The following is a 22,379-nucleotide window of genomic DNA, read 5'->3' on the forward strand; positions in this document are numbered from 1 at the left end:
CAGAGGGAACTAGGACCGACGGATTGGAGTGGTCAGAGGACTCAAGTCGGCCCACAGTAAGTCTGCCGACAGTGCTCCCTTGAGCAGTTCAGAGGATTGGGCACCGATGTCGCAGTGGTTTTTGGCGGGTGGTGTCAGGGGTGAGTGCTGGCGTGTTGGAGAGCTTGGATGGATTGGGTGATGAGGGTGTGGATTCTGTTTTGGATGACGGTTTCATCGAGGGAGGTGAAGGAGGTGTAGGGCAGGAGGCGGCGTAGGCGTTTGGTGGTGTCGCGGACGATGGCGCGGCGGGGGACCGGCAGGGTGGTGAGGTAGGGGGCGGTTAGTTCGCGGGCGAGGGCGCGGGCGAGGGGTGGTGTGCCGCCGATGGTGCGGCGTTCGAAGATCTGGTTGAGGTCAGACTCGGTGAGTCGGTCGAGCAGGTCGTAGTGGGTGGCGCCGTCGCGGGTCTCGGCGAGGGCATGGGCCTGCCACCACAGGCGGGCGAGGGTGTGACGGACGAGGCCGGTCCCGATCCAGCGTTCGGGGGTGCGGGTACCGAACCGCCAGGCGGTGACGTCGGGGACGAGGCAGGTGGCGAGGTAGGTCCACATGTCGCCTTGGCCGGCCTCGGCGGGGGTGATGTCCATCGTGGTGTGCAGGGCTTTAGCCGCGGCGCGGTCGAAGAGGATCTTGTTGTGGTCAGCGGGCGGGGTCGGCTGACCGGCGCGCCGTGCACAGTCGCGCAGGGTGTCGGCGAGATGGTCGAGGTGGGCTGGGGTAACGGGGGTGCCGCCGGTGGTGCCGTAGAAAGCGGTGGCGGAGTGGCCAGCGTGGTTCTTGATGTCCTGTGGGGTCAGAGTCGTGTAGTGGGCCAGGAGCGTCGTGGCCTCGGCGGGGGTGATCCGTGGATACAGCAGGCTCATGGCGTCTCCCGGCGCATTTGATGCTGGCGGCGCAGGGCGCCCTGCAGGGCAGCGGCGAAAACGGTGGGTTCGGCCTCGCGCCAGGTAGCCACGGTTTGCAGTGACGCGCCGTGGAACAGATTGGAGACCAATACCGTCAGGCTTTCGGCCAGGCTGCCAGGTTCGTCAGCCGCGTCGGTGACGGCGTCGCGCCAGGCGGGGCGCAGGCAAGCTTCCACCAGTTGGCGGGCGACGTCGTCGTACATCGTCTCGAGCAGACGGCGCTGCGTCGAGGTGGGGGCTGCTGCTCGGGTGGCGGCGGTGACCAGTTCGGTGTCGGTCCGGTTGAGGTAGAGGCGGATGCCGCCGGCGACAGGGACGGCGGGGTCGTCGGGCAGGCCCAGCGCCCATCGGGCGTCCTCGTCGAAGCCGTGCAGCGCGAAGTCGATCACAGAGATCGGGAAGCGGGAGGCGCCGCCCTCCAGGCGGACTTCTGCGCTCTGCTCGCACAGGATCTCCCCGGCGTGGCGGGGGGTGAAGGGGGGCGCCGCCTCGGGGCGGGGGACGTCGTCGGCGAGCACAAGGCGTGTGTGGATCACGAGGGTGCCGCCGAGGTCGGTGCCCGACAGTTTGATCTGCACGGTCAGGGTCGTCGCGTCGACCACGAGGCGGCGGAACGCCGATCCCGTGTAGTGCGCGGCTGAGGAGTGCCAGTCGACGACTAGGGCGAGCGGGGTGTCGGCGGGCAACCTGCAGTCGGCCAGCGCCCGCGGGTGGTCGACGGTGACGTGACGGGAAAGGGCGAGGTCGGCCTGGGGGTCCCAGTCCGGCAGCAGCGCGGGCAGCTCTCGGGTGCCCTCGGTGTCGTCGATCTGCCAGGGTCCGCACGTCAGGACCTGGGGGGCGGGCTGCAGGAAGGGCATGACGTCGTGTGCCATCAGCGGGCACCTTCCTGCACGAAGTGGGCGCTGATGCGGACTCGCGTGGCAGCGCCCGCGACGGGGCGCACCATCACGAGCCAGTCGCGTCGGTCGGCAGCGGTGAGGGTCAGAACGTCGCCCTCGCGCATCTCCGCCGCGTCGAGGCTGCGGAAGCCGAGCACCTCCGGGCCGATCGCGCCGGCCGGTGGATCGTTCTCGCTGCCGTGGTCCAGGGCCACTGAAGCCATCGCCAGGACGCGGATGGGTGCGGCGGCCGAGGAGACGGTGATATCGGTGATGACGTAGAAGGCGCCGTCGATCTCGACGAGTCGGGGCGGGGTGAGGGTGCGCAGTAGACTGCCCGTTCCCCCGCCCCCTGGCCGCCCTGGGGCGGGGGGCGGATGGTCGGCGCCCTGGCCGCTGCCGGTGGGCACCAGGGAAGCGAAGCGATGGGACAGGGCGCCCAACGGCGGTTGGGGGCCCGCGGCCGACACCCGTTCGGGTTCGGCGAGGGCGTACTCGCGCATGCGGTTGTCGATCGTGCGCAGCGCCGAGCGCACCAGCTTCCTGGCGTCTGGGTCGGGCATGTTCTTGGGCACCCAGGCGTCGTGGGTGGGCGGTTCGGCGGCAGCGAAGGCGTCGTCCACGCCCACCGCGGTGCGGAAGACCGCGCCGTAGGAGACGTCGGTGTCGGGGAGTTGGGGGCCCGGTCTGTAGTGCACCACGAGGCCCGCCTGCCGCATCAGGGCGCAGTGGTGCATGGGCCCCTCGGATGGGGCGGCTACGTCCGTCCAGTGAGGGCGCACCGGTGTCATGAACGCCTCGAGGGCGAAGCGGCCGAGGTCGACGGCGGGATTCCTGCTGCGCACGTGACGCCCGTCGGTGTGGGCGCTGCGATGGGCGCGGATGAACGGTTGCAGCCGGGGGACCCGGTCCGGGTCGGGCAGGTCCAGCGGCCGGCCATCGACGCTGACGCGGCAGCGCATGCGCGGGGCGCCCGGGGCGTTGTCGATCATCACGGGCCACAGTTCCCAGAGCATGGCGGAGCCAAGGAATTGGGCGGCTTCCTCCATCGTGCGGGGGCGCTCGGGTTCGTCAGCCTCCACGGTGGTGTTTGAGCCGAGCCGGGCACCCACGATCACGATGTCGGTGCCCAGTTCGTCGCCAGCGCGTTCCGGCAGACCCAGGGCGTCGGCGACGGCGTCGGCATCTTCGTCCAGCAGCGGGTCGGGGATGTTGTCCCCGGCGATGCGTCCCCACCAGTGGCGGCCGGTGTAACGGCGCTCGGCGTGGTCGAAGCCTGTTCCCAGCGCAGCGGCGATCAGGCGGGTCTGGACGCGGTCCTGCCACCGGCATCGGGTGCGCACCAGGACGGTGCCGGCCGCGCTGGTGGTAAACAGCACGCCTTTGCCGAATCCGTATGTCCCTCCGCTGTGCGCGCGGCGGTTGGTGCGGCCGATGTCGCGGACCAGTCCCACGAAGTCTGTACTGCCGTGGTACACGCGGTCGCCCCGCAGTGGGCCGCCCAGACCGCCGGTGCCGCGGTCGCTGATGGTCATCAGCACGGTGTCGGGGTCGTGCAGCACTGCGGCCAGGCCCAGCGACGTGTCGTCGCCGAACACCGGCAACAGGGCATCGATCCAGGGCGCTAGACCGGTCTTGCCCGGTCGGGCGAGCGCTAGATCGAAACCGACCTCCCCGGTGCCCAGTCGGGCGTCCCACGTGTTCTGCGCGGCCTCCCGCACCAGGACCTGCAGGGGATCCAGGTCGGGGCGGCCGAGCTGTTTGCGGATGCCCTCCGCGTCGGAGGCCCCCTCCGGGGCGGAAGGCTGGGCCCACCACACGGGAGCATTCATGGCGTCGACCGTCCCTGGAGCTGGGCCACGACCTGTTCGTGGTCGAAGGCGTCGGGCAGTCGGTCAGCCACGTCCAGGGTGTAGTGGACGGCGTCGATGCCGGGCGCCAGGGGGCCGCGCAGGTCGGCCGGTGTCAGTGCGGGGAAGGCGGCGTCGACGGCGAGCCCGAGCAGCTGAGGCTGGCCGTAGCGCGCGCCAGCGTATAGATCCGCGTCCGCCGTGCTGTATCCGGCCTTGGCCAATTGCTCGATCACGCCGCGGGAGTCGGCGGCCGCGGCCACCACACGCTCGGCGAGCTCGGGCAGCGACGTGCCGGACGCGTCCTCAACCAGGCGGACCAGGACCAGCGTCAACCGGCCACCGGGCGGAAGGGCCAGCTGGTCCAGACCGTGGATCTCCACGGTGGAGCCGCCCCGACCCAGCGTCTTGACCTCCACATCCCAGGTGCCGGGCAGGCGGAAGTCGTGGGGCAGCCGGTCGGGCCCGGTCCAGATCTGGGTGGGCCGCAGGAATGCATCGCCGTGCAGGACGTGCTCCAGCACGGTCAACTCTCCGAACAAACCGCGCTGTTCGGAGGTCGCCAGCCGCCCTCCGCGGCCCTGGAACATCTCCCGCCAGGCGTCCAGGGTCTGCCGGCAGGTCTGCGCGGGAGCGCCGCCGTCCTCGGCCAGGCGCTGCAGGACCTCGCTGACCACGTCGTCGAAGAGGTCGCCCAGGTCCGTGCGGTGGCACACCAGGTCCGCGTAGTGCTGCACCCGGCCCTCGACCCGCAGACTGTCCCGCTTGAGCCGCACGTGGGCCGAGCGCAGGTCCTCGTGCACCTCCTCCGGGCGGGCGACGGGCAGCAGCAAATGGCGATCCCCCCGGGCGTCCAGCCCCACCTGCACCTCGCCCGCCGTCACGGCCAGGCCGATCGGCGCCATCGTCATGTGCTCGCCGGCTATCCGCCTCGCCCCCACCACCGGCCAGGTGAACCGCAGCTCGCGCCGCCAGTCGGTGTCCGCGCCGCTCATGCGTCGTCCGCCTCGTCGTCGAGGGCGTTGGCCTGGTCGTCGTACTCCGCGTCATCGACCGCCTGGTGATCGACGCCCACCTGCACGTACCGGTTGGGGACCGTGTCCTTGGAGTTGCCGGGGAAAACGAAGGCGGCGCCGACGACGTGCTCTACGGCCTGAAGCGGCCGACGGGTGTCCCGGTTGGCCTCGTCGGGCGGGGAGTCCTTGGCGATCGGATACAGCAGGAGCAGACCCCGATCCTGGAAGTCCGGGTGGTCGTTGCGCAGCGCCACGAGGCCCGCCTCGGACCGGCGCCGTGCCTCGGCCGCGGGCACGTCCATGTCGACGACCCGGTGCTCCTTCGTCATCAGCGTCTTAATGTCGGCCTTCACACCGCCGCTATCCTTCAACTTGGACCGGTTGATGGTGCCGACCCGCACTCGCTCGTCGAGCTCCACCACGTGCCGGGCGTCCGCGGCGGGGCCGCCCATGACGGCGACGGTCCAACTGAGCAGGCTCTGCGGCGAACGCCGGTTCTCGGTCTCAATGTAGGCGCGGATCAGACGCGGCTCGAGGTCCGGCGAGTCCTCGTGCACCCGATAGCTATCCAGGAAGTGCAGGACGTGACGCACGTCCACGTCACGCAAAAGCACCTCCCCGGAGCCGCGGTCGTCCAGCGCCGCGCCGTCGCGGAGCGCGTCGCCGACCAGGGTGCGAGCCGCGCGCAGGTTGCCGGCCAGCCACTCCCGCTCGTCCTCGGGGAAGTAACGGGTCTGCACCCGGCGACCGCCGTAGGAGGCGTATGCCGTCCGGGCCCGCCCCATCTTCGCCGTCACGTTCAGCACCGGGTGCGTGCGGATGCGCACCCCCACCTCGCCGGGCGGGATGTCGTCCTCCTCATAACGCCTGATGTCCAGGCGAATTTCGTGCTCGACCGTCGCCAGATGCCGGAAGTACTCCTTGAGCTGCTGCGTCATCCAGATCCGGGGCAGGTCCTCGTAGCCGGGACGGAACCCGAACCAGCGGCCCATCTGCAGCAGCGTGTCGTAGGTGCGGGCCGAACGGACGAAGAAGCTCACCACCAGCCCCTCGAGCGTCAAGCCCCGCGAGAGGGTGTTGCCACCCACCGCAATCGCCACCACCGGCTCGGGCCCGGAGTAGTCCAACCGGTCGCGGCTGCGGTGGTTGTCGAGGACCACATCGGTCTGCGCCACGATGCCGGGCAGGTGCTCGCGCAGTTCGTCGAAGGGGACGAAACGATTGCCGAATTGAGCGGCGGGAACCTTGCGGCTCTCCTCCTCCCACTGCTGGCGCAACCCTCCCACCACATCCTCGTCGTCCTGCTCCAGGGCGTCGACCATGGCCTGGCGCATCCGCTTCAGCGGCTCCCGGTAGGCCTCGTGCACCACCGTCTGCATGCTGGGATGCACGAGCATGGTGGAGTGCTCGTGGTCCCCGCGGCAGCGGCGGGCCGCGGTGGCCAGCCAGAAGTAGTGCACCGCCGCGGTCAGTTCGTCGGTCATGGTCGGGACGAAGCCAGCGGTGTCTGCCCGCCGGCGAGGCCGCAGCCGGTCGACCGTGGCGGTGGGAACGATGCGGATCATGTCGTGGCCGTCGAGATCACTGCCCATCGCCTCGCCCTCGACCGCCTCCCGGCCGAAGATCTTCTCGGCGCCGAAGTACCCGTCCGGCTGGGGCAGGCTGAGGATGAACGTCTCCGGGTACAGATCACCGGCCGAGGGGTCGATGAGGACGTTGGCGAAGGGGGTGGCGGTGTAGCCCAGGTAGGTCCGCTTGTCGAACAGGTCGAGCAACTGGCGGATCTGCGGATTGATGATGGGGGTGTCCACGCTCGCCTGGTCGGCCTCGTCGTCGACGATCAGCACCGGCAGGTCGGCGAACGTCCCGGCCTTGACCGCAGGCCTGAGCCACTCGATCAACCGCTGCAGCCGTTTGTGGTTCTTCTTCACCACGCACAGAGTCACCCCGGTGCCGCTTTGATGCAGATACGCGGCCGCCTTGGAGTTCTGCTCCTCAAAGTCCGCCTCTGCGGACGTCAGGGTGAACCACCCGTCGTCCTTGCGGGCCAACAGTTGCTCGGCCAACCGCTCCTGGGTCTGCCGGCGCAACCCGTTGTGAATGCCGGACAGCACGATGATCAACCGGTACCCCACGTCGGCTGCCTTCGCGATCACCGCCGTGTAGTTCGTCGTCTTGCCCGACTGCACGTGCCCGACGACCAGGCCCTTCGTCAAGAACGTCGCGTGCGAGGGGTCGTTGGTGTACGCGATGATCTTCGAGGAGGCCTCGTCCAGCACCTCCAGGCGATCCGTGGGCCAGCCGTCCTGTCGCAGGAACTCGGCGTACGGCACCCAATAGGGATCATCCGCCAACGGCCCCGGGTACCAGGGCTTCATCCCTGGCGCGGCAAGGATCTTCGGCGGGTATCCCACCCGGACCGATTCCGCACGCCTTTGGAACTCCCGGACGTAGCCCTCGATCTCGTCCGGGTCGAACCGCTTCTGGAACTTGAGCACCGTCTGCTCCAGACCATTGCGCTGAGCCTGAGCTGCAAAGACGTCGAAGAAGTCATCCACGGATCAGACTCTAGGGCAACCTGCTGACACACATGCGTACTTGGGGGGCTCCAGGGACTCGGGGCTGTTTCCCGCAGAGGACGGCCCCTGGGTCGGTGCGTTCCATGCGCCGTGGCGTCCGTCCGGGCCAAGGGTTGGTAGGGGCAAGTGGTGAGGGGGTGTGAAGGCGGTGCTATCGGCTCCTCGCCCGTCAGTACGAGGAAACGTCGATGAGCTGGCCGAGTTCCCGCAGCCGTTCATTGAGGTCTGACAGGCACGACCGCCCCGACCGGCTGGGCCTGTTCGAAGGGTGGCTGCCGCCCCGTTTCAAAACCCAGTTTGAGAAGGCCGTGGTCCCCTGCCAGGCTAAGTTGCGTGACCGAGAGCGCCTTCTACTCCGACCGTGCGGGACTTGGTAAGGCACGCGTCAGCGAGACCATCTCCGCCGAAACGTGGGCTGGACTGACCGCACTGATCGAGCAGCGTATTGACGACGGCTCACTCGCGCGGGCCTTTCCCCTATACGCCTGCCCTGACGACCCCGGCCGCAACACTGTCACCGGTACGGACGAGGAGAAGTTCCTCCGTTCCCTCACAGCCCATGTTCCTGACCTGGTCGAACCCTCCGTGGCGCCTGATCCAGGTCAGGACGGCAAGCCCGCGGAGACTGCTGCCGGCTGGCCCTCCGCAGAGTCCCACGCGGCGCAGCCCCCGAGATCCCCGCTGGATCCCGACAAGGTACCTGACACGGCTACCGCACTGGATCTAATTGACTTCGTTGCCCTCCATATCGACCAGCCGACCCACCGTTCATCCCATAAGTGGAACTTTGATCACACCCACTACTCCTTCCAGCAGCACGACTATTTCTATGACACCGAGCTGACGCCAGGACAGGAACAACTGCGGCACGACATCGATCTGCTCTTCGCGAGGAACGGCATCGCATACACGGTCGGTGAGGATTTGCGTGTCCGGCGCCTCGGACCGCCTGAGGTGCGTCCGTTGATCTCCAACTTCAGACCCTCGACCGGCGACCCCCAGCTAGACAGCAAGCTCAAGGACGCCATGGAGCGCTTCTTCTCCAGAGATTCGGCCGACCGGCAGGACGCTCTTGAGAAGCTCTGGGACGCTTTCGAACGGCTCAAGACGCTGGAACTTGGCGGCGGCACTCTCAAGAAGTCATCAGTCAGTCAACTGCTCACAAGCGCCGCCTCCGGCTCTGAGCCGTTCCGCGAGCTGCTAGAAGCGGAGTTCAAGACTCTGACGGCGATCGGCAACGGTTTCACCATCCGGCATCACGAGCACGACAAGGAGGACGTTCCTACGGACGCCGCTATCGACTATCTCTTCGTGCGGCTTGTCTCTGCTATCTCCCTTGTCCTTCGCCATACGGGACGCATGGCCTCATGACTGCCATGCGACTGTCACGACGACAGGCGCCCTGCTGCGCTCGCTCGATGAGTGAACTTCCCCCATGTGTCCCCCGACAACCTCGATTGCAGGCACAACTCCACCTCGCAGGTGATGGGCGGAGCCCGCTGTAAATCTGCTGACTCACCCTGAACTTCTCTTGAAGGGCTGATGCATATGGGCCCTCCGGAACCGCTGCAGTACAGCAGCGAAGTACAGCAACCCCGAGACCGCAGTGCGACCGCCAACACCCCACAACGACCCATTGACCAGCTCACCTGACCACAATGACCACGGAGCCGAGACTTCGGGACGAAGAGGTCATCACCCAAGGTCTCACCACTACGCTTCCGCCGGCGCGACTTGCTCTGGACGACGGCATGGCAGCGTGGCTGAGGCGGGTAGGGGTGCAGCGAGGCACACGCGGTCGACGCGCCCTCCGTCGTGGCTGACTGTCGTCGGCTGAGGTTCGTGCCACAACCGTGCCAGCTCCAACCCGAGGGCGATGAAGTGCCGTCAGCCTGGAGAGCGCGGAAGACGCTCAGCGCCCCCCATGATCTCGGCGGCCGACGGTAGCTCCGTCATCTCGGGGTCGGCCTCGATCCGCCCCTTCACCGCATCTGCCTCGCACGCCGTGGAAACCCGCAAAACGCTCGAAGGAGCCTGAGCATGGCTTGCCCCGGCCGTGCGACTGTCAGTCTGCGTTGCTCCGGGACGGGAGGTGCAGACGATCGGCCCTGGCTGCATGTGACCAGTCGGGCCCCCGCCCGGCCTGGTACCTGACATCCTTACTCGAGCGACTGACGAGGCACAGAGTACGGACGATGACGCTTGGGGGGCGTATGCGCGACGACACTGTCGTTGTCATGGCAGCCGACAATAATCTGCGCGGCGACCTTTTCAGTAGATTGATGTGCGATCTGTTCCATGCCCTGGGGTACGAAGACTTTCGACTCGACGTCAACCGTACTGGTCGCGAGATCGATATCAAGGGACGTCACCGCACAGAGCCACGAGAGCTGCTGGCCGAATGTAAGGCGACCAACCGGCCCATCGGAGGAGCAGACGTCAATAAGTTTGCTGGCGCAGTACAGGTTGAGGCGACTCGAACCCCGTTCACGGTAACTCCATATTTTATTTCTCTGTCCGGCTTCACTGCCCCGGCTCTGGAACAAGAGAGCGAAGCAGGAAATAGGATATCGCTACTCAGTGGGGCCGATATAGCGTCAGAGCTCGTCAGAGGTAGGGTAATCGCTTCCAAAGAGCAAGCGATATTTGCTGCGCGGGACGCAGCAAGGGAGATGCCTCCCGGGACCGTGCTGACCAATCGCGCCTTGCTGGTGGCACATGACATTGGCTGGCTTTGGGCTTTTTTCTTCGCCAGAGAAGGTGAGGAAACCCATTACACACTGATCCATGCAGACGGCCACGGGCTGGCTAGCAATCTCGCCAACAGGGTAAAGCAGGATGACCAAGCTTATACCGGTATCTTCGACGGCCTTACACACCTGTCTTCCGCCAGCGATGTAGCTCCGTCGACCGAGGCGACCGAAGTCGCCACCCATTACCGGAACTATCTGCTGCGCGAATTCGGTGCAATCACCCTAGAGGGCCTCCCGGTCGACCGCGAAGTGGGATCTCGCAGGTTCGATTTGGAGTCGCTCTATGTCCCACAACACTTGCACTACTCCGCAGGAATGGATGCAGCCACCGGTTTAGACTCAGAGAGTCGAGACCAGTCACCCTCCAAGATGCGCCCCTGGTCTTCACGGAGAGATCCGGTGTCGCGAATGTTGAAGGGGTCCAAGCACGTAGCAATTCTTGCACCTCCCGGCAGCGGCAAAACTACTCTCTTGAAGCGGCTTGCCACGGCATACGCTGACCCGCAAAGACACGGGGAAGTGGATGACCATCTGCCACGACAGGACTTCTTTCCAGTCTTCTTGCGCTGTCGCCAGCTAGGATCTCAAGTTCGGGATCCAATCGTAAAAACGCTCGGTCGGCTGATCGAGCAGGCTGAGCGTCCAGAAATGGTGAAGGCGTTTGAGGAGCTTGTGCGCTCTAAACTGGAATCAGGAGATGCTCTCATCCTGATCGATGGGTTGGATGAGATCAACGATGAGAGCGATCGCATCGCCTTCTCGTGTCAACTGCGTACGTTCATCGGGACGTACCCAATGGTACGGGTCATAACAACTTCCCGCGAAGCTGGTTTTCGAGCTGTTGCAGGTGCGGTTGCCCCTGTCTGCTCGCTGTATAAAATCGCTGACCTCTCTGATCACGATATCTTGCGACTGTGCAATTCATGGCAACGAGAGGTTCTTGGCGGGCAAAGCGGAGAGTCGAAAAGACTTGCCGAAGAAACCTATGTATCGATCGTGCGCAACCCGCGAGTCCGCGAGCTGGCCATCAACCCTCTTCTGCTCACAACTCTTCTGCTTGTGAAACGCTGGCTCGGAGAGATTCCTACGAAGCGTAGCGTCCTGTACGGCAAGGCAATTGAAGTACTCCTCATGACCTGGAACACTGCGGGGCATGAACCAATCGACCCAGAAGAGGCGATCCCACAGCTAGCTTTCGCAGCATTCTCCATGCTGACCCTCAAGAAGCAGTCAGTGTCGGCAAGGGAATTGCGTGACATGTTCAATAAAGCACGTCGCGAGCTACCCGAGATTCTTGGATTCGCTAGAATTTCCGCCGCCAAATTCATCGAGCGAGTCGAGGAGCGGAGCAGTCTGGTAATTCGGAATGGCAGTGTACTCGAAGACGGCCAAATGAGACCTCTTTACGAGTTCAAGCACCTTACTTTCCAAGAGTACTTGGCCGCCCTTGCGGCGGTCGAGTCGTGGCACCCCGACCGTGATCGATGCGATGACGTCCTTCAGGTGATCGAACCCTATCTGAATGATTCCTCCTGGACCGAAGTGATTCCGCTGGCGACCGTGATGGGAGGAATCCGGCACGCGAAAGAAATAGTCCGGAAGATGGTCGACCTACTGAAAGAGACCGATCCGGTCTCGGGCATGGGTGGCTTCGCAGACGGTGAAGGGTATGACGATATATGGGAATCGCCACTGTACGCGAATCTACTTCATTGCATAAGCGACGGGGCCCCTATCCCACCTGTGCTGGCACAGGAAGCGCTGGACACTCTTATAACACATTCCGATGACGGAGATGGTGTCGCTCGCGCACTCTCCTCAAGCAAATTTTCTGAACTGCTCGCGGATGTCGCATGGGAAGGCTTTAGCCGATTTGACGAGAACGGCCACAAGTACGCTTCCGTCCTTGCGGAAATCAACGATCGGGTAATCTACTCAGGCGATGACATTGAATCCATCATCACGGATCTCCAAAGTCCCGATGTGCGGACCCGATCCATGGCGGCTTTCAGCGCCATGCAAGCTTGCTTTCACGCCCGACCGTCCTCTAGTCCAGCCACCGCGGAACAGGCGCGCAATCGTAGCGTGGCGAGGAAAATGGCAAACTTGCTCAAGCCGCACCTGAGTCAGTCTATTATAGGCGAATTGACCAGAGAAGAGACATTGCCCTTGGCTTGGGCTCTATCCTGGGCAGTTTCATGCTGCCACTTGTCGCGGACGGAAGTCAGAGACCTGCTCGCGGCGCTGGTGGAGAAATTCTTGAGCAGCCAAGACGAGCTGACCGGTGAATTCCTTCTATGGGCTATTGGTGACCTACCACCGGAAGGGGTCAGATTCGATCGCGAGGAGTTCTCCCCCTCGCCTGAATTGATGGCTTTCGTCAGCAGTGCAGTCGATCTACAAGGCGATCTTGACGACCAGGTAATCGCATGCAAGAAAGCTGCCATAAAGGTTTCTTACTTTGCTCGGGATTTCTTTACGGATGAAGAGGTCTTGATGTATCTGGCTGACCTGGAGCGGGATGGGTTCAGCGACAATGCCTGGGCGAAGTCCCTTCGGAAAGCAGTCAATTGGCCTACGCTTTTTTGATGCGCCTGCCGAGATTCCATCAAGCAGCGGATCCAGACGGCGCCGCTGGTGGGGTGTCGGGCACAGGACGTCGTAACGCAGAGGCCCCCGGACCGCGGTCAGGGGTCACTATGCCGCAGTTGCGCCTGTCGAGGGTCTGCCAAGGTCACGCTAGGTCGCCGCGTGACGGTGCCGCAGCGCCGTCACCTGTCCCTCATCGCCCCATCCAACTCGTCTCGTTGTCGGTGGGAACCGCTACCTTCGCCTCAGACTTGTCGTCCGGGAGTCGTTACAGGGGGATGCATGGGTGGGCAGTTGCGGGCTGGCCAGGTCTATCGGTACGCCACCGGGAAGGATCCAGGGCCTGCCGAGCTGGAGGGGTACCCCAACTTCCATCATGTGACCCATTCCCCCGGCCTGCCACGAGCTCTGCTGGAGGCTGGCATCAACGGCATGCGGAAGGTACCCGCTCCGAGCGGGGGACGGCGGCCGGTGATCCTTGTGCGGTCAAGCCCCTGGAAGGCCGGTTCCGAACAGACGCCCTGGCACGACGTCTTCGACATGGACAACGGGCACGTCCGCTACTTCGGTGACCACAAGGCCACCACAACTGTCGAGCCGGGCAAGACCATCGGAAATGCCGCCCTGCTCGAAGCCTTCGCAGGGCACCAGGGGCACACGCCTGAGGAGCGGGCCAGCGCCGTCCCCCTGCTGCTCTTCCGAGCGGTGTCACGCAGCGGGAAAGTCAAGGGGCACGTCGAGTTCTGCGGATTGGGCATCATCGAACGGGCCGAACGGCAGGTGCAGTGGGGCGGCAGCGACCACACCACATTTACCAACTACGTGTACGACATCGCCCTGCTCGACCTCACCGACGAGGATGACAAGGTCTCTTGGGAGTGGATCGACTCCCGCAGGAACACGGATCTGTGCGACGCAGAGACACTCGCACTGGCTCCACGGGCGTGGCGGGAGTGGGTCAAGAACGGCAGCTCGGAGCTTCCGCGGCTTCGCCGGCGGGTTGCACGGGCCAAGGTGACCAAGGTGCCTGAGCAGCGGCCGAAGCCGGGAACGTCCGAGGCTAAGGACCTGGAGCTGATCTACAAGTACTTTGACGGGCGCAAACACGACTTCGAGGCCGTGGCCTCCGCGGTCGCAGCGCGCGTTCTGCGTGGTGCCGGGAAGAGTTATGTCGAAGGGTGGCTGACCCAGCGGTCCGGTGATGGAGGGGCTGACTTCGTCGGAAGGCTCGACGTCGGCAGCGGACTGGCTGGCACCAGCCTCGTCGTTCTCGGTCAGGCGAAGTGCGTCCGGCTCGACCACGTGGTTTCCGCCGACCAGATCGCTCGTGTCGTGGCTCGTCTCCGCCGCGGCTGGATCGGCGTCTACGTCACGACCGGGGCGTACTCCGTACCGGCGCAGACCGAGATGGTCGAGGACCAATACCCGATCGTTCTCGTCAACGGGCTGGACCTGGCGCGGGAGCTCAGGAGCATGGCCCGGGACGATCACGGTGGTGACCTAGAAGCCTGCATCGAGCACATACTGCGGGTCCGCGAGACCGCGGTCACTAACCGCCGGCCGGAGGAAATCCTGCTGGAGTAGGCGCCCAGGTGGCGCGGCCTATTTGTGGACTGGGCGGTCTCGTCCAGCCCACCACAGGCCGTTGAGCTGCCGCTACGCCGCTAGCTCACGAGGCCTCCGGAGCCGTGTGCGCAGGTTCGAATCCTGCCGGGGGCACTCCGGATCAAGACGCTGAGCTGCACAAATGCAGGTCAGCGCCTTTCTTTTGCATGCCAGAACTGCAACGGCCGACTTGGCCGTGATCGCCCGACACCCCGGGACGCTGACCGAGGGAGGAGGAGTACGAGCCGGAGCCACCGCGGGGGCTGCTCAGCGCTCTCGGCTTCGGACGGCGCGGCTACGACGCCGAGGTCGAAGCCGCCCGCAAGCGGTTCGACAGAGCACTGCGAGACCATGCGCGCGACGAAAAGAAGCGTGTCGAGGAGCTGGAAAGGGCTCGCGCCCAACGCGACGAGCGCAACCAGGAAGAAGCCACCCGGGTCGCGGCATGGAATACCGACCTGGAACAGCGCCGAAGCACGTACCGGGGGACAGAGACGTGGAGGCCGTCGGGTGGTTCGCCGACAAGGTCTTGGCCGCCTCGGTGTACCCGCACGGCTTCCCCAAGGCCCCGTGAGTCCGCCACATCCGAGGGGAGGGCAAGATCCCGGGCTTCCCTCTCTGACCAGGGGACGCTTTGGCCTCAGGGGTGCAGTGGGGCCGGCATCCTCGCTGTGCATGCCAGGTGACGCACGAGTCGACAGAGCGAGCCACAGGGGATCTCTCTGCGAGGTGGGACTCCGACACCTACAGGGAGGATGAGCGGTAGGATGAGTGGCATGAGTGAGCCTACCGGCAAGTATTCCATCACCATGCCGCGCGACATCGCCGAAGCCGCGAAGGCCCGCAGCGGCCCCTCCGGGCTGTCCGCCTACGTGGCCGCCGCCGTGGCCCGTCAGATCGAACGCGACAATCTGAACGAGCTCATCCAGGTCGCCGAGGCCGAACACGGGCCCGTCACGGACGAGGAGATCCAGACTCTCCGCGACCAGCTCCACCAGGCCCGACAGCAGCAGACACAGGGCGGGGCGAACGCCGCGTGACCCGGTCTCCCGCCGTCCCCGGCGGCACCCTCGTCCTGGACAGCGAAGGGCTGGCCAAGGCCGTACTACGCGATCGCACAGTCACCGGCTGGCTCGCCCTCGCACGCGCCGACGACCTGCGAGTGATCACCTCTGCGGCAACCCTCGTCGAGGTGGTCCACCCCCGAATCAACCGGCCAGCCCTGGAGTGGACGTTGTCCCGCCTTGTCGTCGAACCGGTCACCGAGTCGATCGCCCGCCACGCCGCCGCTCTCCTCGCCGAAGCCGGCCTGCACGGCCACAAATACGCTATCGACGCCATGCTCAGCGCCACCGCTCTCGCTGCCCCCAACCCAGTCACGATCCTGACCTCCGATCCGGAGGATCTCACCGCCCTCTGCAGCGGACACGCCACCGTCATCAAGGTTTGACCAGCACCCAAAAGCAGATGTCGAACAAGACAGCCACTGCTCCAACTCGGAGGGAACCTGTCCGACCAACGCCGCCTCGTCCGGATGGATTTGGGGCTCCGCCGCGCATCGACCGAGACTCCACGCAAAACGCTCGGCCGCGAAGCAGAGTTTCAGGCCCACGTCGGAGTACGTGTGGCACACGACATCCCAGCACGCGTCATGCTCGCGCACGGCCGCAGGGATGCCTCCGAGTGCAGCAGACGCCTCGTCGGAAGTCATTCCAAACCGCAGTGGACCCACGCTCACGCACGGATCGAAGGTCCACTGCTGCCGTTCACTGTCCGGCAAGACGTCCCACAGGCTCATGCGCCGCAGCCCATGACGAGGCGTTCGGCCAGGGTTCAGGCCCCGGCTCAACGCGATCGCCTGATCGACTGATCGCCTGCTCGACCGGAAGCTCCTAGTCTGCAGTGACCCCCCAGTAGCCGATTTGCGCGGGCCTGCCGTCGCGGTAGAGCACTGTGCAGTTCCCCTGGGCTCGGCCCGGGAACTCCAACCGCTCGGAATCCAGAGCGGCGTCCCACTCCTCGTAGGTGGGCCGGCCATGAGGAGCCCACGCACGCACCTCATCGTGGGTCAGCGGTCGCATGAACGGACCGTCGTCGGTGTCCGCGGCCTCGATCATGAGGGGGAAGTCCAGGACGGTTCCTGTGCCACCGGTGAAGATGTACTCGTGCCACTCCGGGTCGCGCCACAGTTCCTCGACGGACCGGCCCTCGAAGCCGTGGTTGTCCCGCGCCAGCTCGTCTTCCTGAGCCTGCCGGAACGCGGCCGCCAGATCACGCTGATACGGGCCCGTCTGGGTCCATCCGTTGCCGCCCATCCGCGTCCCCTCTCCATTTCGAACTGCTTACTCAAGGCGGAGCGTAGGAGACAGCACTGACATTGATGCTGACACCAGGTTCCGGTGGTCGTGGCGGCCCATTCAGTTGAGGTCCGGGCGACCTCCGGTTGTGGGCGCGGTGTTGATCCTGCCGGGGCCGTCCTGTGAGGCGTCTCAAGGCGCCGTGGCCGGCTAGTCGCTGCATTCCGGTGTGCGTTTGTGCAGCCGCGTCTTGTTCGGAGTTGCCGGGTGTCGGAGCGGGCGGACGGTCTGGCTGTCCAGGGAAGGAATCGGCGCTTCTGACGGGATCACGCTTGTGGGGGCTCGCCCTCCTGGTCGGCGTCTTCGCCCAAGAGTGCGATCCGGTGCACGTGTTCTTGATGTGGGCCGCTTGACTGGCGCCGCGTCTGGACTCGGAACCCGCTGCTACATTCGTCCGCCATGCGTTCACGTGAGTACGATCTCGACTTCCGTGACCGGGCCGGGCGACTGCGGGCCTGGGGGATCGGGCTGCTGGTCGTGGCGACGCTTCAATGGGGGTGGTGTGCCCTGTTGCTCGTCACGCCCTACACGGTCGACGAGAAGCCCGACGATCCTTACCCCGCGGAGTGCGAGTCGCGGTTGTTCACCGATCGCGGTACCGCCAACGATGGAGTGCATCGGGGGGATTGGTGTCAGAACGAGCGTGACTGGCCCGAAGCCCTGGCTGTGCTCGGACTGTCCGTGCCGGTGTCGGTCGCTGGTGTGGCGCTCTTCACCGGCGGCAGTGTGAGCATCCGGATGAGCGCCCACGCCGAGGCGATGCGCGAACTGGACAAGTACGGCGACGCACGGAACGCGTAGCCTCCCCGGGGCAGCCGACCGGGGGTTCGAGTGCATCGAGGGGAGCAGGGCGTTTCGTGCCCCCTGCTTCGCGGCCGGCTCCGGTCCATCCACCCGTGCGTGGCGGCAAGGGTCTGTCGTTTGGATCACGTCGGCTGCCGGACCGGTGCCGTTGGACTGCCGGGCGGCCGCGGGGCGTGGTGCGTGCACGTGCGAGGCGCCGGAGGGCGTCCATGCGGAGCATGGGCAGCCGACGACAACGCCCAGGTGTGCACACCACGCCCCGCGGGCCCAGGCCTGATCCGAACGACGCCCCTGCAACACCTGCTTCTCTTTTCTTCGGCCGGCACGGGAATTGGCGTACCCGTCGGTGTGGGGCCGTGGTCGCTTGCCGACCTTGTCCGCGGGTGGAGCGGGTACACGGGGCGGCATGGCTGATGTCGTGATGGCTGGGTTTTGGGGGCTGGTGGCGGGGGCCGCGCTGTTGTTGGGGGCCCTGGTGGGGTTTGGCGTGCGTGTGCCGCAGAAGGTGATCGCGAGTGTGATGGCCTTCGGGGCCGGGGTGCTGATCTCGGCGGTCTCCTTCGAGTTGGTCGGAGAGGCTTACGAGGAGGCCGGACTCGCCCCTGCTGCCGTTGGCGCGCTGGTGGGGGCGCTCGCCTATACCGGGGGGAATGTGTGGCTCGCCCGCCGTGGTGCGCGGCATCGGAAGCGCTCCGGTGACGCGCAGCCGTCCGAGGCCGAGCAGGGTGGGTCCGGGATGGCTCTGGCGTTGGGTGCGTTGCTGGACGGGGTGCCCGAGTCCGCGGTGATCGGGGTGAGCCTGCTGGACGGTGGTGCCGTCAGTCTTGTGACCGTGGCGGCGGTGTTCATCAGCAACGTTCCGGAAGGGCTGTCCAGTTCGGCGGGGATGAAGAAGGCCGGCCGTGGTCGTGGCTATGTCTTCGGGGTGTGGGGGGCGATCGCTGCCGCCGGCATGGTCTCGGCGGTTCTCGGTTACACGGTGGTCGGTTCCTTTTCGCCCGCCGTGATCGCCGGTGTGACCGCGGTGGCCGCGGGGGCGATCCTCGCGATGGTCGCCGACACCATGATTCCCGAGGCGTTCGAGGACGCCCATCTGGCTATCGGGCTGATCACTGTGAGTGGGTTTCTGGTTTCCTTCGCCCTCTCTCACGTTTGAGCTCGGCGCGGGAGAGATGGGTCGAGAGCGCACATGCCAGGGGCTGGGGGAAGAATGAGCGGCTTGTGCGATGGCGTCTTGGCCTTTGTGCTCGCAGGTGCGGCAGAATGGGTGGGTGGGTGTGGTGGTCGGGTCGGGCTGAGGAGTCGGAGGATCTTCGCGGTCCCCCGGTGACGGCTGGGAGGAGTGGCGGCGTGGTGACGCGTTCTTCGGGGCGGGGCGGGGCGGCTCGATGGGGGGCCCTTGTCGTCGGGGTTGTGGTGGCGGCGAGTGGGTGTTCCTCGGGGGACGGCTCCGGTGGGGGCGGGGCCTCCTCGGCGGCGGGTGAGGTGTCCGGGGATGTGACCGTGTTCGCCGCTGCCTCGTTGAAGGAGAGCTTCACGGAGTTGGGGAAGCGGTTCGAGAAGGCGCATCCCGGGGTCGAGGTGACCTTCAGCTTCGGAGGTAGTGACGCGCTGGCCGCGAGCATCACCGGCGGGGCCCCGGCGGATGTGTTCGCCTCGGCCAGCCCCAAGACCATGAAGATCGTGACGGATGCCGGGGATGCCGCCGGGACGCCCGAGACGTTCGTGCGGAACGAGCTGGAGATCGCCACGCTGCCGGGCAATCCGGACGGGATCACCTCCTTGAAGGACCTCACCAAGGGCGGGCTGAAGGTCGTCCTGTGTGACGAGGAGGTGCCATGTGGTGCCGCCGCGCGGAAGGCGCTCGACGCCAGTGGGCTCCGGCTCACTCCCGTGTCCTATGAGCAGGACGTCAAGGCCGCCCTCACCAAGGTCGAGCTGAAGGAGGCGGACGCCGCGGTCGTCTACGAGACGGATGTGCTCGCCGCGGGTGACAAGGTGGAGGGCGTGGAGTTTCCCGAAGCCGCAGACGCCGTCAACGACTATCCGATCGCCCTCCTCAGGGAGGCCCCCAACGCGAAGGCCGCCAAGGCGTTCATCGCGTTGGTGCGGTCCGCCGAGGGGCAGGGCGTCCTGAACGACGCCGGGTTCCTGAAGCCGTGACCGCGGACTCGGTCCACGACTCGGGTGCCGGGTCCCGCCGCGGCTCGGGCGGCTTCCGGTACAGGCGTGGTCAGGCGGCGATCTCACCGCGGCGCAGTCCCGTACCCGTTCCGTTGCTCGTGCCGGCGCTCGTCGGGCTGGCCTTTCTGGTTCTGCCGTTGGTCGCCCTGCTCGTACGGACTCCCTGGGCGGACCTGCCCGATCAGCTGACCAGTCCCGAGGTGTGGCAGGCGCTCCGGTTGTCGCTGCTCTGCGCCTCGGCTGCCACCGTCGTGAGTCTCGTGCTCGGGGTGCCCCTGGCGTGGTTGCTCGCTCGGGTCGAGTTCCCCGGGCGGGGGTTCGTGCGGGCGCTGGTCACCCTCCCGCTGGTGCTGCCACCGGTGGTGGGCGGTGTGGCCCTGTTGATGGCGTTCGGGCGCAACGGGGTCGCCGGACAGTGGCTGGAGTCGTGGTTCGGGATCAGTCTGCCCTTCACCACCGCGGGGGTCGTGGTCGCCGAGGCGTTCGTGGCCATGCCCTTTCTCGTCATCAGTGTCGAGGGAACCCTGCGGGCCGCCGACCCTCGGTACGAGGAGGCCGCGACCACACTCGGGGCCTCCCGGTTCACCGCGTTCCGGCGGGTGACGCTGCCGTTGATCGCGCCGGGGGTCGCGGCCGGCGCGGTTCTCGCGTGGGCACGGGCGCTGGGCGAGTTCGGTGCGACGATCACCTTCGCCGGTAACTTTCCCGGGCGTACCCAGACGATGCCGCTCGCCGTCTACCTCGCCCTCCAGAGCGATCCCGAGGCCGCTATCGTCCTCAGCCTCGTCCTGCTGGCCGTGTCCGTCGCTGTCCTCGCGGGGCTGCGCGACCGTTGGATGAGTGCCTCATGAGGGGGCCGAGAGAAAGAGGGCGGCCGGCGGAAGGACGGGCTGCAAAGGCCGGGGTCTGCGAAGGCGTGGGAAGGGCTCATGACTGACGGCGGCGGCTTCGGCCGGAGCGGGGAGAGCGGGAGCGCGGAGAGCGGGAGCACGGAGAGCGGGAGCACGGAGAACCGGAGCACGGAGAGCCAGAGCACGGAGAACCGGAGCACGGAGAACCAGAGCACGGAGAACCAGAGCACGGAGAACCGGAGCACGGAGAGCCAGAGCACGGAGAACCGGAGCACGGAGAGCCAGAGCACGGAGAACCGGAGCACGGAGAACCGGAGCACGGAGAACCGGAGCGGGGCCGCAGCCCCGGGCCTCGGCGAGGACGGGCGCTACCCGGCGTCCCTTGATCGCGGTGAAGGGCTGGATGCCCGGCTCGTCGTGCGGCGTGGGCGGTTCCGGCTCGATGTCGGGCTGCGGGTCGTGCCCGGGGAGGTCGTCGCTCTGCTCGGGCCCAACGGGGCCGGAAAGACCACCGCGTTGCGGGCTCTGGCGGGGCTCGTACCGCTCGCGGACGGGTATCTGCGGCTCGACGGTGCCGCGTTGGAGCGTACGCCGCCCGAGTCCCGTCCGGTCGGGGTCGTCTTCCAGGACTATCTGCTCTTTCCGCATCTGACCGCCCTCGACAACGTCGCCTTCGGGCCGCGTTGTCAGGGGGCCTCCAAGGCCGAGGCTCGGGCACGGGCCGCCGAGTGGCTGGGGCGGATGGGGCTCGCCGAGCACGCCGGGGCCAAGCCCCGCCGGCTCTCCGGCGGCCAGGCCCAGCGGGTCGCCCTCGCCCGGGCGCTCGCCACCTCCCCCCGACTGCTGCTCCTCGACGAACCCCTCGCCGCACTCGACGCCCGCACCCGTCTCGACGTGCGCGCCCAGCTCCGACGGCATCTGGCGGACTTCGAGGCCGTCGCCGTGCTCGTCACCCATGACCCGCTCGACGCGATGGTGCTGGCCGACCGGCTCGTCGTCATCGAGGACGGACACGTGGTGCAGGAGGGGACGCCGGGCGACATCGCCCGGCATCCGCGTACGGACTACATCGCCCACCTCGTTGGCCTGAACCTCTACAAGGGCGTGGCCGAACGGCACACCGTGCGGCTCGACGGCGGACCCGCGATCACCACCACCGAGGACCTCACCGGGCCGGTCTTCGTCACCTTCCCGCCGAGCGCGGTGACGCTCTACGGCGAGCGCCCCGCCGGCGTCAGCGCGCGCAACCTGTGGCGCTGCGAGGTCGCCGGGCTGGAGACCCACGGCGACCAGATCCGCGCCGACCTCACCGGGGAACTCCCCCTCGCGGCGGACATCACCACGGTCGCCGCCGCCGAACTCGGCCTCCACACCGGTGCGGAGGTCTGGGCGGCGGTCAAGGCGACGCAGACGCACGCCTATCCGGCCTGAGTCACGGCCAGACCGTAGCGGTGGGCAGGCACGGGGCGGGCGGGAGGGCGGACGTTCGGCCGGTGCTGTGCCCGCGGGGCCTGTCGCGGGGGGCGGTAAGGGCGGGCGGCGGGGTGGGTGCGCCGGGGGCGCGCCCCGTCAGACGGTTCCCCGTCGGTGGGGCGGGGTGAAGACGTACAGGTCGAGGATGGGGGGCATGGGGGCGAGGCCGGGACCGCCCGCTCTCACCCACTCGACTATGTCCTCGGTCGCGTCGGGGTCGTTGACGAGGCCGAGCCAGACCGGGCGGGCGCCGGTGGCACGGCCCGCGGCGGAGGGCTGGACTACGACGACGTTGGCCTGGTCGCAGACGTCCAGGCAGGTGGAGATGCGGGTGGGGACGGTCTGCCGGAGTCGGGTGGTCTGGGCCTCGTGGTCGACACCGGGAAGTTTCGGGGTGCCGCAGCAGCAGTCCCGGCAGACGACGACCCGGCTGGGGGCCGGGGCCGTGCCGGCCGGCGCGTCGGGGGGTGACATGGGTGGCGGGAGCCTC

At 66.7% G+C, this 22,379-nt stretch carries 17 protein-coding genes and 1 tRNA gene; 11 read left to right on the forward strand and 7 right to left on the reverse strand.

Annotated elements, in window-relative coordinates; all coding sequences use genetic code 11:
- Positions 1 to 134: 134 nt before the first annotated feature.
- Genes ACZ43N_RS32920 through ACZ43N_RS32940 form a run of 5 tightly spaced genes read right to left on the reverse strand, consistent with a single transcriptional unit; the run spans position 135 to position 7,252 of the window.
- Positions 135 to 905, reverse strand: coding sequence for a DUF6339 family protein (locus tag ACZ43N_RS32920; protein ID WP_468102703.1), 771 nt, complete (start codon positions 903 to 905; stop codon positions 135 to 137).
- Complete coding sequence (locus ACZ43N_RS32925; RefSeq protein ID WP_468102704.1) at positions 902 to 1,822, reverse strand: hypothetical protein; 921 nt, start codon at positions 1,820 to 1,822, stop codon at positions 902 to 904. Before ACZ43N_RS32925 ends, ACZ43N_RS32920 begins: the two co-directional genes overlap by 4 nt.
- Positions 1,822 to 3,660, reverse strand: coding sequence for a hypothetical protein (locus ACZ43N_RS32930; protein ID WP_468102705.1), 1,839 nt, complete (start codon positions 3,658 to 3,660; stop codon positions 1,822 to 1,824). The genes ACZ43N_RS32925 and ACZ43N_RS32930 overlap by 1 nt, the downstream gene beginning before the upstream one ends.
- Positions 3,657 to 4,673, reverse strand: coding sequence for a PD-(D/E)XK motif protein (locus ACZ43N_RS32935; protein WP_468102706.1), 1,017 nt, complete (start codon positions 4,671 to 4,673; stop codon positions 3,657 to 3,659). Before ACZ43N_RS32935 ends, ACZ43N_RS32930 begins: the two co-directional genes overlap by 4 nt.
- Positions 4,670 to 7,252: a Z1 domain-containing protein gene (locus ACZ43N_RS32940; protein ID WP_468102707.1), complete on the reverse strand. Its 2,583-nt coding sequence runs from the start codon at positions 7,250 to 7,252 to the stop codon at positions 4,670 to 4,672. The genes ACZ43N_RS32935 and ACZ43N_RS32940 overlap by 4 nt, the downstream gene beginning before the upstream one ends.
- 354 nt (positions 7,253 to 7,606) lie before the next feature.
- On the opposite strand from ACZ43N_RS32940, the gene ACZ43N_RS32945 reads away from it, so the two are divergent.
- The 6 genes from ACZ43N_RS32945 to ACZ43N_RS32970 all read left to right on the forward strand — a co-directional run bounded on the left by ACZ43N_RS32945 (position 7,607) and on the right by ACZ43N_RS32970 (position 15,670).
- The gene (locus tag ACZ43N_RS32945; RefSeq protein WP_468102708.1) at positions 7,607 to 8,644 is read left to right on the forward strand and encodes a hypothetical protein; all 1,038 of its coding nucleotides are present in this window, start codon (positions 7,607 to 7,609) and stop codon (positions 8,642 to 8,644) included.
- 866 nt (positions 8,645 to 9,510) lie between these two features.
- Positions 9,511 to 12,615 carry a restriction endonuclease gene (locus ACZ43N_RS32950; protein ID WP_468102709.1) on the forward strand — a complete coding sequence of 1,035 codons (3,105 nt, stop codon included), beginning with the start codon at positions 9,511 to 9,513 and terminating at the stop codon, positions 12,613 to 12,615.
- 282 nt (positions 12,616 to 12,897) lie between these two features.
- A complete protein-coding gene (locus ACZ43N_RS32955) occupies positions 12,898 to 14,199 on the forward strand; it encodes a restriction endonuclease (RefSeq protein WP_468102710.1) in 1,302 nt (433 codons plus the stop codon).
- A 57-nt stretch (positions 14,200 to 14,256) separates the two neighbouring features.
- Positions 14,257 to 14,334, forward strand: a tRNA-Arg gene (locus tag ACZ43N_RS32960).
- A 662-nt stretch (positions 14,335 to 14,996) separates the two neighbouring features.
- Positions 14,997 to 15,260 carry a CopG family transcriptional regulator gene (locus tag ACZ43N_RS32965; RefSeq protein WP_468102711.1) on the forward strand — a complete coding sequence of 88 codons (264 nt, stop codon included), beginning with the start codon at positions 14,997 to 14,999 and terminating at the stop codon, positions 15,258 to 15,260.
- On the forward strand, positions 15,257 to 15,670 hold the full coding sequence (locus ACZ43N_RS32970) for a DNA-binding protein (protein ID WP_468102712.1): 414 nt from the start codon (positions 15,257 to 15,259) through the stop codon (positions 15,668 to 15,670). Before ACZ43N_RS32965 ends, ACZ43N_RS32970 begins: the two co-directional genes overlap by 4 nt.
- Positions 15,671 to 16,112: 442 nt before the next feature.
- Here the strand turns inward: ACZ43N_RS32970 and ACZ43N_RS32975 are convergent, their stop codons facing one another.
- Positions 16,113 to 16,535, reverse strand: a complete 423-nt coding sequence (locus tag ACZ43N_RS32975; protein ID WP_468102713.1) for a hypothetical protein — start codon at positions 16,533 to 16,535, stop codon at positions 16,113 to 16,115.
- 441 nt (positions 16,536 to 16,976) lie between these two features.
- Here ACZ43N_RS32975 and ACZ43N_RS32980 point away from each other — a divergent pair, with 441 nt between their 5' ends.
- The 5 genes from ACZ43N_RS32980 (at position 16,977) to ACZ43N_RS33000 (ending at position 21,847) form a co-directional block, all read left to right on the forward strand.
- Positions 16,977 to 17,378: a hypothetical protein gene (locus ACZ43N_RS32980; RefSeq protein ID WP_468102714.1), complete on the forward strand. Its 402-nt coding sequence runs from the start codon at positions 16,977 to 16,979 to the stop codon at positions 17,376 to 17,378.
- 409 nt (positions 17,379 to 17,787) lie between these two features.
- Positions 17,788 to 18,537, forward strand: a complete 750-nt coding sequence (locus tag ACZ43N_RS32985) for a ZIP family metal transporter (RefSeq protein WP_468102715.1) — start codon at positions 17,788 to 17,790, stop codon at positions 18,535 to 18,537.
- Between the two features lie 197 nt (positions 18,538 to 18,734).
- The gene (modA, locus tag ACZ43N_RS32990; protein ID WP_468102790.1) at positions 18,735 to 19,544 is read left to right on the forward strand and encodes a molybdate ABC transporter substrate-binding protein; all 810 of its coding nucleotides are present in this window, start codon (positions 18,735 to 18,737) and stop codon (positions 19,542 to 19,544) included.
- The gene (locus tag ACZ43N_RS32995; RefSeq protein ID WP_468102716.1) at positions 19,541 to 20,416 is read left to right on the forward strand and encodes an ABC transporter permease; all 876 of its coding nucleotides are present in this window, start codon (positions 19,541 to 19,543) and stop codon (positions 20,414 to 20,416) included. The genes modA and ACZ43N_RS32995 overlap by 4 nt, the downstream gene beginning before the upstream one ends.
- A gap of 78 nt (positions 20,417 to 20,494) precedes the next feature.
- Complete coding sequence (locus ACZ43N_RS33000; protein WP_468102717.1) at positions 20,495 to 21,847, forward strand: ATP-binding cassette domain-containing protein; 1,353 nt, start codon at positions 20,495 to 20,497, stop codon at positions 21,845 to 21,847.
- 138 nt (positions 21,848 to 21,985) lie between these two features.
- Here ACZ43N_RS33000 and ACZ43N_RS33005 read toward each other — a convergent pair whose 3' ends face one another.
- Positions 21,986 to 22,363 (reverse strand): (2Fe-2S) ferredoxin domain-containing protein, encoded by a 378-nt coding sequence (locus ACZ43N_RS33005; protein ID WP_468102791.1) that lies wholly within the window; start codon positions 22,361 to 22,363, stop codon positions 21,986 to 21,988.
- Between the last annotated feature and the right edge of the window lie 16 nt (positions 22,364 to 22,379).

Source organism: Streptomyces sp. NPDC030814 (assembly GCF_055572155.1).